Annotated in this window: 8 protein-coding genes; 5 read left to right on the forward strand and 3 right to left on the reverse strand. The window is 74.4% G+C overall.

What is annotated here, in order from left to right:
- Positions 1-5 precede the first annotated feature (5 nt).
- The 3 genes from JS756_RS05380 (at position 6) to JS756_RS05390 (ending at position 3,754) form a co-directional block, all read left to right on the forward strand.
- Complete coding sequence (locus tag JS756_RS05380; protein WP_205381774.1) at positions 6-1,511, forward strand: complex I subunit 4 family protein; 1,506 nt, start codon at positions 6-8, stop codon at positions 1,509-1,511.
- A complete protein-coding gene (locus tag JS756_RS05385) occupies positions 1,508-2,929 on the forward strand; it encodes an NADH-quinone oxidoreductase subunit N (RefSeq protein ID WP_205381775.1) in 1,422 nt (473 codons plus the stop codon). Before JS756_RS05380 ends, JS756_RS05385 begins: the two co-directional genes overlap by 4 nt.
- A gap of 540 nt (positions 2,930-3,469) precedes the next feature.
- Positions 3,470-3,754: a hypothetical protein gene (locus JS756_RS05390; RefSeq protein ID WP_205381776.1), complete on the forward strand. Its 285-nt coding sequence runs from the start codon at positions 3,470-3,472 to the stop codon at positions 3,752-3,754.
- 108 nt (positions 3,755-3,862) lie between these two features.
- On the opposite strand, the gene JS756_RS05395 is transcribed toward JS756_RS05390, so the two are convergent.
- Positions 3,863-4,858 carry a SecDF P1 head subdomain-containing protein gene (locus JS756_RS05395; protein ID WP_205381777.1) on the reverse strand — a complete coding sequence of 332 codons (996 nt, stop codon included), beginning with the start codon at positions 4,856-4,858 and terminating at the stop codon, positions 3,863-3,865.
- A gap of 307 nt (positions 4,859-5,165) precedes the next feature.
- Positions 5,166-6,251, reverse strand: a complete 1,086-nt coding sequence (locus tag JS756_RS05400; protein ID WP_205381778.1) for a WD40/YVTN/BNR-like repeat-containing protein — start codon at positions 6,249-6,251, stop codon at positions 5,166-5,168.
- 284 nt (positions 6,252-6,535) lie between these two features.
- On the opposite strand from JS756_RS05400, the gene JS756_RS05405 reads away from it, so the two are divergent.
- A complete protein-coding gene (locus tag JS756_RS05405; RefSeq protein ID WP_205381779.1) occupies positions 6,536-7,120 on the forward strand; it encodes an Rv1733c family protein in 585 nt (194 codons plus the stop codon).
- Between the two features lie 185 nt (positions 7,121-7,305).
- On the opposite strand, the gene JS756_RS37780 is transcribed toward JS756_RS05405, so the two are convergent.
- Complete coding sequence (locus tag JS756_RS37780; protein WP_205381780.1) at positions 7,306-8,205, reverse strand: hypothetical protein; 900 nt, start codon at positions 8,203-8,205, stop codon at positions 7,306-7,308.
- A 40-nt stretch (positions 8,206-8,245) separates the two neighbouring features.
- Here JS756_RS37780 and JS756_RS05415 point away from each other — a divergent pair, with 40 nt between their 5' ends.
- The gene (locus JS756_RS05415; protein ID WP_205381781.1) at positions 8,246-12,523 is read left to right on the forward strand and encodes a cation-translocating P-type ATPase; all 4,278 of its coding nucleotides are present in this window, start codon (positions 8,246-8,248) and stop codon (positions 12,521-12,523) included.
- Positions 12,524-12,699: the final 176 nt, after the last annotated feature.

The raw sequence follows: 12,699 nt of genomic DNA on the forward strand, positions 1-12,699 counted from the left end.
CCGCTGTGCTGAGTGTCGTCACCTTCCTGCCGCTGCTGGTCTGCGCGGTGCTGCTGATCCTGTCGCGCGTTCTCCCCGACCGTGCCTACGTCCTGATCTGGATCACCGCCGCCGCCGTCGACCTCGCCCTGGTCGTCGTGCTGTGGGCGGGCTTCGACACGGGCGGCGGAACGCAGTACGAGCAGCGGGCGCGCTGGATCCCCAGCGCCGGGGTGGGCTACCACGTGGGCGTCGACGGCCTGTCGCTGCCCCTCGTCGCACTCACCTGCCTGCTGTTCCTGGCCGTCGCCGTGTACTCGCTGCGGGAGCACCGGCGGGTGCGCTCCTACGTCTGCCTGTTCCTGTTCCTGCAGACCGTCAGCACCGGGCTGTTCGTCGCGCTCGACCTGATCCTGTTCTTCGTCTTCTTCGACCTGTCGATCGTCGGCATGTTCTTCGTCATCGCCGGCTGGGGCCACGGCGAGCGTGCCCGTGCGGCGGCGCTGAAGTTCTTCCTCTACACCTTCGTCGGCTCCCTGGCTCTGCTGCTGGGCTTCATCGGCCTCTATCTGGCCGCCGACCCGCACACCTTCGACATCACCGACCTCACCCGTGCCGCCCCGCTGGCCGGACGCGGCGCGTACGCGGGACTGGTCCTGCTGGCGGTCGGCGTCGGACTGGCGGTCAAGACACCTACCGTGCCCTTCCACACATGGCTTCCGCCCGCCCACACCGACGCCCCCGCCGCCGGCTCGGCGATCCTCGCAGGCGTCCTGCTGAAGATGGGGACGTACGGATTCGTCCGCATCGCCATGCCGCTGCTCCCCGGCAGCTGGCGCCGCTACGCCCTGGCCGTCGTCGTCGTCGGGGTCGTGTCGGTGGTGTACGGGGCACTGGTCGCGCTGGCACAGACCGACTTCAAACGCATGGTCGCGTACACGTCCGTCAACCACATGGGCTACGTCGTCCTCGCCGTCGGTGCCGCCGGGTCCCTGGCCGGCACCGACGCCCAGGCCCGCTCCCTCGCCGTCACCGGTGCGGTCACCCAGATGGTCAGCCACGGACTCATCACCGGCGCCCTGTTCCTGCTCACCGGCGTCCTGTACGACCGCGGCGGCACGTACGCGATCGATGCCTACTCCGGCCTGGCCGCCCACACCCCGCGCTTCGCCGCGGCCACGGCCGTCGCCGCGTTCGCCAGTCTCGGCATCCCGGGCTTCTCCGGCTTCATCGCCGAGTTCCAGATCTTCACCGGCTCCCTCGCCTCCCGGACGACCGCCACCGCCATCGCCCTGACCGGCATCATCGTCACCGCCGCCCTGTTCCTCACCGCGCTGCGGCGCATGTTCCTGGGCGCCGCGCGCCTTCCCCCGACCATCCCCGCGGCCGGCATCACGGACCTGCACCGCCACGAGGCACTCCCCACCGTCGCCCTGCTCGCCCTCGCCACGGTGATCGGTGTGGTCCCCCGCTGGCTCCTGGACGTCATCGAACCGGCCGGTCGCACCCTGGCCGGGCTGGTGGCCCGATGAACGAGAACCTCACCGCCCTCATCCCCGAACTCGCCCTGCTCGGCGCCGCCGTCATCGGCCTGCTCACCGGCTCGTGGCTGCCCCGCCGACGCCAGTGCGCGATCGCCGTCCTCGCCGTCGCCGCCTGCGCGGCCGGGCTGTCGGCCACCGCCTTCACCCTGGCCACCGACCGCGAACAGACCGTCTTCTCCCATACCTTCGCCGCGGACACCGCGACCGGCATCGGGCGCCTCGTCGTCCTCGCCGCCCTGCTCCTGATCATCGGCATGTCCACGGAGACCGTGCGGGGCCACGCCCGAGAGACCGAGTACTGGGTGCTCCTGCTGCTGACCGGCGCCGGCACCCTGGCCCTGATCGGGGCGAACGACCTGCTGATGCTCTTCGCCGCCTACCTGCTCGCCAGCATCCCCGCCTATGCCCTCGCCGGCTTCGCCAAGGACGCCTCCGGTACGGAAGCCGCCCTGAAGTACTACCTGATGGGCGCCCTGCTCGGTACCACCATGCTCGCCGGCACCGCCGTCCTGTACGCCGTCGGCCACGGCACCCTCTACCGTGAACTGAACGCCGCCCTGCCCGCCGCCCCCTACGGCCTCGTCGCCGTCGGCCTGGTCGGAGTCCTGGCCGGGCTGCTCTTCAAGGCCGGTGCGGTGCCCGCCCACTTCTGGGTGCCCGACGTCACCGAGGGCGCCCCCGCACCGGTCGCCGCCTACGTCACCACCCTGCCCAAGGTCGGGGGCCTGATCGCCGGCTACCGCCTCCTCCACCAGGCCCTGCCCGGCAGCGACCTCAACTGGCCACTGCTGTTGGCGATCCTCGCCGCGGTCACCATGACCCTGGGCAACTTCGCGGCCTTCTTCCAACGCTCCGTCACCCGCCTGCTCGCCTACTCCACCATCAGCCAGGTCGGCTACCTCCTCATGGCTCTCACCGTCGCCACCCGGACCGACCTGGCCCAGCGGAGCCTGCTGTTCTACCTGGCCGCCTACGCCGCCACCAACCTCGGCGCCTTCGCGGTCGTCACCGAACTGCCCCGCGCACGCTCCCTGGACGACTACCGCGGGCTCGGCCGCCACCGTCCCGGTCTCGCCGCCGTGCTCGTCGTCTGCCTCCTCGGCCTCGTCGGCACCCCGCCGACCGGTGTCTTCCTCGGCAAACTGGAGGTCTTCAGCGCGACCATCGACGGTGGTCACACCTGGCTGGCGGTCGTCGCCGTCGCCAACACGGTCGCCTCCCTCTTCTATTACCTGCGCTGGCTCGCCCCTGTGTTCACCACCACCGCCCCGGCGCCTGCCGCCGTCCAGGCCGCGCTGGGCCGTTGGGCCGCCGTCACCGCCTATACGGCAGCCGCCCTTTCGCTGGCGCTCGGCATCGCCGGACAAGCCGTCCTCACGCTCGCTGACGGATCGCTGCTGCCGTGACATGAACGGTGAGGGCCGAACCCGCTTTTCGGTACCTCCCACCCATTGTCCCCGTTCCGGACTCAGGCGCCCCCACCTAGGCGTATGGTGTCGGCCAGTCACCATCTTGGCACCAGCGAAGCTGAGTCATACTTTCGTTCGATCGTTGAGGCGTGCGTGGGGAACATCAAAAGACATCTTGGCCGCTGGGCGTTCGGGATCGGGCTGGTTTCCGGTGTGATCACGATCTTTGTTTTCGCCACGGGATGGGCATCTTTTCCCGCTCTCCTGGGCGGATCGACCGGAGAGGGTCCCAAAGCCCCCGGAGCCTCGGCACCGGCAGAGGGCGGGACGTCCTCACCGCTCTCCGGCTCGCCGGGTACGACGGGACCTGCGCCGATCGGCACGGGCACGTCTGGCGGTGAGGATTCGGCACCCTCGGGCCCGCCGCCCGCGGACCTCCAGGAGGGTGAGCCTGCGCCGGGGCCCTCGGCGTCCGGATCCGCGGGCGGGGGACCACTGCTCATCCGGATCAAGATGGGCAGGACGGGAAAGGTAGGTGTGGACACGTGGCGCAAGGGGGCTGCGCCGGGAGCCAATACCGAGGTCTACGACACAGCCGGCGGACAACTCGGCTTCGGCTGCTACGTCCAATGGACGCTCTACCGCCAGGGTGATCCCATTCGCACCGCGAAGAGCGGTGCCTGCCGCTCCGGCGGAATCACCATGTTCGGATTCGGCGACAGTCTTGACGCCGCCGGCACGTATCGCCTCACCGCCCGTGTGACCACCGACTCGGGTGTCGACGGATCGGAATCCTACGATTTCACGGTGGTCGACAGCTGAATTCACCTGTACAACGGTCCGCAAACGCGGGCGCCCCGAATTCCTTTTCCGGTAGAACCGGGTGAGCTCCGGGCACGTCGTCGCGCGACGGAGAGGGGCGCGGCCGCCCTACGGCTTGGTGAAGCGGGTGGCGCGGGAGAATCTCAGCGGGACCGGCAGGGCGCCGGAGGTCAGCTTGGCGGCCAGGTCCTGGGCCTCCCGCTTGGTGAATCCTCCGGTGATCTGCGCATTTCCCCCGGTCAGTGCCTGACTGACGGAGGGCGCCGACACGACTTCGCCGTCGACGACGATGGCGAACTGGTTCTGCGGTGGCGCACTCTGGGAGAGCTGCCCGGTGGCGACGGCGAACTTCTTGGTTCCCTTGGCGGTGAAGGCCAACTCGATGATCCAGCCTTGCGCGGCCGCGCTGTCGTAGGTCGCCTTGGCCGACTTGATGTCACTGCCGTCGAGTATGGCCGGTCCCAGTACGTACTTCGACGATGTCCGTCCTGAGCTGCCCTTCGCGTCGCAGGCGAGGACGGGGGCGTCGGGGCTCGCTTCCAGGTCGGTCTCGGCGTGCGCGCTGCTGGCGGAGCAGTCCAGCGCCGCGAACTCGGCTTCGAGGGAGTGCGCCGAGTCCGGGTCGGCGTTGCCGGTGGGAACCGCCTGCGGGGTGGCGGAGGCATCGGCGCGCAGGTCTTGGGTGACGGCACGGCCCAGCGCCGAGGGACTGGGACTGGGCTGATCCGTGGGTATCCCGGAAACCCCGATCGCCAGCACGGGGCGGAAGCGGAGTTGCCCGAAAGTCCCCAGTTCCTTCAACTGCTCCGTGGCATAGGGGCCGGTCACGGTGACGGAGCCGCTCTCCGACGCGATCCGCACCTCTGCCATCCCCAGGTTCTTCGCCCGTGCCCGCATCCGGTCGACCGTCCGGGTCAGGCTGTCGGCCGTGGCCGACGCCGTCACGTCGAACGTCACCTGGGACCAGTCCGCGGTGGTGGCGGCTGCGCCGGCGCCGGGCGGTGTCGGGCCGGACCGAGCCGACGAGGTGTCCGAGCAGCCGGTCAGCACGGCCACGCCCAGGCACAGGGCAAGGGACGCGTGTCTTGCCTGAAGGGAACGCACGACGGGCAGCCTCTCATGTCGAACACCGCGTATGCCGGTAAATGCGCGAATCCCCGGCACCGGACCTGACGATGCATCAGGCCGGGCGGTGGTCCGAGGCGTGCGTGGACGGTGAGCGGGGCGTGCAGTCGGCCGTGGGCGCGGAGCCCGGCCCGACGGACCTGTGGCGACGCTGCGTCCGCCGGCCCGCGGCGTTCGGAGTCGCGGGCCGGCGGGCTGGGCGGCGGCGCGCGCAGGCGTCACCTTGCAGCCGTGCCGCAGGCAGTGGTCGACCGGTGACCGTGGGCGGGTGGTGGGCCGCCGCGCCTCACCCGACCACCGCTGCGCGGACGCACAGCACGTCGGGCAGGTGGGAGGCCAACTGCCGCCAGCTGTCCCCGTCGTCGGCCGAGGCGTACACCTCGCCGTTGCGGTTGCCGAAGTAGATCCCGGCCGGGTCGGCGTCGTCGGTGCACAGGGCGTCGCGCAGCACCGTGCCGTAATGGTCGCTCTGCGGCAGGCCCGCGGAGAGCGGTTCCCATGTCTTGCCGGCGTCGCCGGTGCGGAAGACCCGGCAGCGGTGGTCCGCCGGGACCCGGTCGGAGTCGGCGTTGATGGGAAAGACGTACGCCGTGTCCCCGCGATGCGGGTGGGCCGCCGCGGCGAAACCGAACGTGGAGGGCAGGCCCTCGCCGATGTCCCTCCAGTGGGCACCCGCGTCGTCGCTGCGGTACACCCCCCAGTGGTTCTGCAGGTACAGCCGGTCCGGGTTGGCCGCGTCCCGCGCGACCTTGTGCACGCACTGGCCGAACTCGGGGTGGGGGTCGGGCAGGAAGACCGCGGAGACACCGGAGTTGGACGGCATCCAGGTCGCGCCGCCGTCGGTGGTGCGGAACACTCCGGCGGTCGACACGGCCACCGTCACCGCCCGCGGGTCCCGCCGGTCGGTGAGCACGGTGTGCAGCCCTTCCCCGCCGCCGCCCGGCACCCACTTCGAGCGCGTCGGGTGCTCCCAGAGCGGCCGGACCAGATCGAAGCTCTCGCCCCGGTCCTCGGAGCGGTACAGCGCGGCCGGTTCCGTGCCCGCGTAGACCACGTCCGGTTCGGCCGCCGAAGGGTGCAACTGCCAGACCCGCTCCAGCGAGGCCCCGGTGCCGGGCGGGAACTTCACCGCCGGCTTCCCCGGTTCGGTCCAGGTGCGGCCCAGGTCGTCGGAATGGAACACCGACGGCCCCCAGTGCGAACTGTCACCGCCGGCCAGCAGCCGCGGACGCTCCCCTCGGGTGTCCACGGCAACCGAGTAGATCGCCTGCGCGTTGAAACAGGGACTCCCGTCGAACTCCCAGGTGCCACCGCGCCGGCGCCCGATGAACAGGCCTTTGCGTGTGCCCACGGCGAGCAGTACTTCCGTCATGCCGATCACCTCCGCGACGTCGTTGTCCGGACGTCTCACTCACGGACTCGGGCCAGTCTGCACCCGGCCACTGACAGCCACCCCTCGGCCGGGCGTCACCGCAGGTCGATGCGGCGATTGCGGCAGAGGAGGGCGATGTGCGGAGCAGCTTCGCGACAACGGGTGCGCGGTCGGCGCCCCCGTGCGACCGTCGAGGCGGAGGACTCGTCATGAGCATCCCCCGCCCGCCGCCCGTATGGGAGGACGCCCGGGATGTTCGCGTGCTCACGAGGAGGAACCCTTCGATGGCGTTCCGAGGTCCGAAGGTGTGGCTGTGGCGCTGGCGGCGCAATCCCCTCAAGCGCCGCGCCGACAAGGTGGAGGCCTGGGTGCTGCTGGGCACCTGGACGGTCACCGTCCTCGTCGGGGTGCTCGCGGGCCTGGCGACCGCGCGGACCGTCGAGCAGGGGCTCACGCGGGAACGGGCCGAGGCGCGACTCGTCACCGCCCACCTCACGTCGCAGGCGCCCGGCCGGCCGGCCGCGCAGGACGGGGACTCCGGTGGCGAGCGGGTCTGGGCGAAGGTGTCCTGGACCGCTCCGAACGGCTCCGCCCACTCCGGACAGGTCCGGGTCGCACCCGGTACCGCCGCCGGTACCCCGGTCGCCCTGTGGACGGACCCCCGGGGCCGCCTGGTGACCAAGCCCGCCACCGCCGAGCAGGCCCGGCTCCGCTCCGGTCTCGTCGGCGCCCTGGGCGGCCTCAGCGCGGCAGCCGTGCCGTGCGCCGCGGGCCACGCCCTGCGCCGGCGCCTGGAGTGGCGGCGTCTGGACCAGTGGGACGTGGCATGGGCGCGCTTCGATCCCCTGTGGCGGGGGCGCACGGGCTGACGGCCGTCGCGGCCCCATCCGCCGGAGGGCCTGTGCGAGTTCCGGAGCCGCCTGCGCCTCCGCGCTGCGTGTCGTTCCCCGAAGCCGCCCGGCCGCCCGCCGCGGACACGGGTGACGCCGCTCCAGCGGGGAACTCGGCAGGCCCAGGAGCCGATCAGCTCGGGAGGCGAGTGAGCCATGGCACGTCAGGAGACTTCGTCCGGCCTTCCGCAGCCACTGCGGGCCACGGCCTCGGTGCTGCGCAGGATTCCGGGGGCCGGAACGGCCGGCCGGGCGGCCGGGGGAGCCCTGGCCGCGGTCGAGCGTGTGTCCCCGCGTCGGCGCAGGCTGGCGGTGTACACGGGCGCAGGGGTGCTGGGCGTCGCCGGGGTGGTGGAGTGGCCGGTGGCCCTGACCGGCGCGGCCGTGGCCTGGTTGACACAGGCACGGCCGCGGGAACACGGCACCGGTGACGAGGGCGCGGCCCCGTCGGCCACGGGCACCGCGGCCCGGTCCGCGGCCAGGGTGAAGCGGGCCGGGACCCGTGCGGCTCGCAGGACCAGTGCCGAGGCGATGGTGTCGACGGCAGGCGGCGGCAGCACGGCCAGAACCTCCACGGCCGCCGCCAGGAAGTCCGCCTCGGGCACGACCGGCGCCCCCAGGACCGCTTCGGGCAAGGCCGCCGCGAGCGGCACCGCGGCCGGAACCCGCACCGCGAGCGGGGAGACCACGCAAAGCGGCGGGCGTACGGCGGGCAGGGCGACCGCGGGGTCCGGGACAGGCTCGGCGGGCAGGGCGACCGCGGGGACCCCGACACGCAAGGCGACCAGGTCCACGAAGACCGCCAAGGCCACCGAGACCACCGAGTCCAGCGCGGGAACCGGCACGCGCACCGCCAGGAAGACCACCGCGGGAGCACGAGCGGCGAGCCGGTCGACCACCGGGGCGGGCACCACCACCGCCGGGACCGGGACGTCACGGTCCGCCGCGAGGAAGGGCACCGCGGCGGGCGGGTCCGCCACCGGGACGAAGAAGGCCACGTCCGCCACCTCGGCCAAGTCCACGGCCGCCGGGGCCCGCGCCGGGACCGCCGGGGCGAGGTCCACGGCAGCCCGCTCGTCCGGTTCCCGCGGCTGAGGCCGGCCGATGACACCGGGGTTGCCGAGGGAGGCCTCGGCCGCCGTGTCCGGGCTGGCCCTGGTGGGCCCCCGGCTGGTGGTGCGCGGCGTGGCGCCCGCCGTCGGAGCGGTCGCCGGTCTGGTGGCCGGGACCGCCAGGGCCGGGGTGCGGGGCGCCGACACCGTGATCAGGGTCGGCCGGGTCGCCCGCAGTGCGCTGCCGGGTGCGGGCGGCGACTGGCGGGCGGGCCGGCGGGCGCACCTCGCTCTGCAGCCGCAGGAGCGTGAGCAGGAGCGGGTGCGCCGGGAGGGCGGAACGGAGTCGGTGGCCCGACGGGTGGCCGCCACCCTGGACCGGCGGCCCGACGTCGCCTACGCCTACTGGGACGGCGGGCTCAGGCGGCTCGTGGTGTCCGCGGCCGACGACGAGGTCACGGACCGGATCCTCGACCGGGCCGCCGAACTCGCCCGCCGGCACGGGCTGGGGTCGACGGACGAGACGGTGGAGGAGTTCGCGCACCCCGGCGACGCGGCGGGTGTGCGCACCGCCGCGCTGGCGCTGCTCGCCGACGTGCTGGGCGCAGCCACCGCCCTCTCGGCGTACGGGCTGCGGATCCCGGCCTCCCCGCGGCTGGTGACCGCGGTCGTGACGCTGCTGCGGGAGAACCCCCGCTTCCGTTCCTGGCTGCGGTCCCGCGTCGGTCCCTCCCGCCGGGACCTGCTGCTGGCCGCCGCGAACGCCGCCGCCCACGGTGCCGGCCAGGCACCGACCGCCCTGCTGCTCGACGCGGTCCTGCGCGCGCTCCAACTGGCGGAGACCGTCGCCCGTGCCGCCGCCTTCGACGCGGACCACGACCTGCTGTGCGCGCCCGACCGCGAGGACGTCGCCGCGGACGTCCGACCGCGCCCGCCGCTGCGCACCAGCCCGGCCCAGGAGTACGCGGCCCACGCGGGCACCGGCAGCCTGCTCGGCGCCGCCGCGACCCTCCTGGTCAAGCACGACACGGAGGAGGCGGCCGAAGCGGTGCTGGCCGGCTCGCCCCGGGCCGCCCGCTACGGACCCGCCTCGTTCAACGCCGTCCTCGGCTGCGCGCTCGCCGGGACGGGCGTCCTCGTGCGCGACACCGACCGGCTCCGGCAGCTGGAGACGGCCGAGACGCTGGTCCTGCATCCGAGCGCGCTGTCCGGGCCGGGCACCGGCCCGGATCCGTGGGCCGAGGCGGTCCTGGACGCGGCGCGGCGGGCCGGGCTGCGCGTGGTGGTCGGCGAGCACCCCGCGCTGGAGGACCTGACCGGTCTGGCCGACCACGTCGTAGGCGCCGGGCGGCCGTTCGAGGAGGCGGTCACCGCCCTGCGCGGGCGCGGCGGGGTCGTCACGGTCGCCCGCCCCGGCTCGGCCGGTGACACCGGTGTCCTCGCCGGGCTGCTCGCGGGCGATCTGGCCGTGGACCTCGCCGACCGGCACGCCGCCGTGGTGTGGGGCGCGGACGTGGTGGCTCCGCACGGCCTCGTCGACGTGTGGCGGCTGCTGACGGCCGTGCCGGCGGCGCGCGAGGTGGGGCGCCGCTCGAAGACCCTGGCCCGTTCGGGCGCCGCCCTGTCCGGGCTGCTGGTCGCCGTCGGAACGGCCCGCAGGGGTCGCCGCCGCGGGCCGCTGCCGGCGCCGCGGCAGGCACCGGTCGACGCGAGCGTGGCGGTGGCCCTGGTGTCCGGTGCGCGGGCCGCCCTCGGTGTGGCCCTCGCCCGCCCGCCGCAGCCGCAGCCCCGGGTCGCCTGGCACGCCCTGGACACCGATGCCGTGCGGGATCGCATCGACCAAAGGCCCGAGGCGCATCCCGCGCCGCTGCTGGAGGCGGTCGGCCGGATGCGGCATGCGGCCGGGACCGCGGGCGGTCTCCCGCCGCTGGCCCCGGCGCGCTGGACGGTACGGCTGGCGCGGGCCGTGCGCCAAGAGCTGGACGACCCGCTCACACCGGTCCTCGCCGTCGGCTCGGCAGCGTCCGCGATGCTCGGCTCCGCCGTGGACGCCCTGCTGGTGCTCGGGGCGCTCGACCTCAACGCCCTGGTCGGCGGAGTGCAGCGGGTGCGGGCCGAGCGCGCGCTGGCCGGACTGCGGGCGGAGCAGAAGCGGAAGGCGCGCATCGCCGCCGGGCGGGGGACACGGACCGTCGACGCCGCCGGGCTGGCCCCGGGCGCCGTCATCGAGCTCAAGGTCGACGACGTCGTCCCCGCCGACGCTCGTCTGCTGTGGGCGGACGGCCTGGAGGTCGACGAGTCGGCCCTGACAGGAGAGTCCCTGCCGGTCGGCAAGCACGTCGACCCGGCGCCGCGCGCCCCGGTGGCCGAACGGCACTGCATGGTCTTCGAAGGCACCACGGTGGTGGCCGGGCAGGCCCGCGCCGTCGTCGTGGAGACCGGTGAGCGCACCGAGGCGGCGCGGGCCGTCTCCCTGGCAGCCCGCACCCCGCCCGCCGCCGGGGTGCAGGCGCGGCTGCGGGAACTGACGTCCGCGGCGGTCCCGTTGACACTGGCCGGGGGCGCCGCCGTGACCGGCCTCGCGCTGCTGCGCGGCACCCCGATCCGCCGGGCGGTGAGCGGGGGAGTGGCGGTGGCCGTGGCCGCCGTGCCCGAGGGGCTCCCGCTGGTGGCGACCGTGGCGCAGCTGGCGGCGGCCCGCCGGCTGAGCAGCCGAGGAGTACTGGTCCGGGCGCCGCGCACTCTGGAGGCCCTGGGCCGCATGGACACCGTCTGCTTCGACAAGACGGGCACGCTCACCGAGAACCGGCTGCGGCTGGTGCGGGCCACCGACGCCTACGGGGCCGAGGCGGACGGGACCGTGCTGCGCACCGCGGCGCGGGCCTGCCCCCGGCTGAACGGGGATACGGCCGGGACGACGCACGCGACCGACGAGGCGATCCTGGACGCCGCCGGCCGCGACCCGCAGTGGCGGCAGAGCGAGGGCCGTCCGTTCGAGGCGGGCCGCGGGTACGCCGCTGCCGTGGGCCGCACCCGGGACGGTGAGCGCCTGCTGGTGGTCAAGGGCGCCCCGGAGACCGTCCTGCCGGCCTGCCCGGGCCTGCCGGAACACGCCGGGCGGACCGCCCGGGACCTCGCCCGCGACGGGTTGCGCGTCCTGGCCGTCGCCCAGCGCCGCCCCGGCGCCGCGGAGGACGACCCGGACACCCTCGAACGGCCCCTGCACGACCTTGAGTTCACGGGTCTGGTCGCGCTGGCCGACGTGCCGCGGGAGACCTCCAAAGCACTTGTGCGCGGCCTGCGCGAGGCGGGTGTGCGACCCGTCATGCTGACCGGCGACCATCCGCAGACCGGGCGGGCGATCGCCGTCCAGCTGGGCTGGCCCGGGGACACCGGCGTCGTCACCGGTGACGACCTGGCCGCCGCCGACCGGGCAGCCCGCTCGGACATGCTCCGCGACGCCGGTGTCGTGGCCCGGGTCGCACCCGAGCAGAAGCTCCAGGTGGTGGAAGCGCTCCGGGACGCCGGCCGGGTGGTCGGGATGGTCGGCGACGGCGCCAACGACGCGGCGGCCATCCGCGCCGCGGACATCGGCGTCGGCATCAACGCACGCGGGTCCGCCGCCGCCCGCAACGCCGCCGACCTGGTGCTCACCGACGAGGACCTCGGAGCCCTGGTGGAGGCGGTGGGCGAGGGCCGTGCGCTGTGGCACAGCGTCGCCGACGCGATCGCCATCCTCATCGGCGGCAACGCGGGCGAGGTCGCCTTCGGCGTCCTCGGCACCCTCCTCGGCGGCGCGGCCCCCCTGTCGACCCGTCAGATGCTGCTGGTCAACCTGTTCACGGACCTGTTCCCGGCGATGGCGGTCGCCGTCACCCCGCGACAGGACCCCGTCGCCGCGCGGAGCGAGGCCCCGCCGGGAACCTCGCTGCTCGGCACGCCGCTGATGGCGCAGATCCGCCACCGGGCGCTGACCACCTGTCTGGGGGCGGTGGCGGCCTGGCTGTTCGGTCGTCTCACCCCGGGATCGCGACGCCGCTCCACCACGATGGCGCTGTGCGCGGTGGTGGGCACCCAGCTCGCTCAGACCCTCGCCGACCGCCGCGGCAGCAGGCTGGTCCGCGGCACCGTCCTCGGCTCGGCGGCGGCGCTCGTCCTGCTGGTGCAGACCCCGGGGGCGAGCCGCTTCTTCGGCTGCACGCCCCTGGGCCCGCTGGCCTGGGCGGGGGTCGCCGTCGCGATCGGCCTCGCCGTGACCGGTCAGCGGGCGCTGCCGCAGCTGGAACGGACGGTGCTCCGCCTCGGGCGGGCGGCGGCACCCGCCCGCTGACCCGCCGGATCGGCGAAGCCGCCGCCCGGACCCGCAGCCGAGCCTCGCGGACGGCCGCACGGGGCGTCGGCGACGAGCCCCGCCCGTCGACCCGCCCGCGCCGCCCCGCCGCGGCAGGCCCTTCGCGAGGCGCGTCCGGGGGAGGCCACGAGGTGTCCTCGGGGAGGAGCCCCACG

Origin of the sequence: Streptomyces actuosus (assembly GCF_016921115.1) — a bacterium.
Classification (GTDB): domain Bacteria; phylum Actinomycetota; class Actinomycetes; order Streptomycetales; family Streptomycetaceae; genus Streptomyces; species Streptomyces actuosus_A.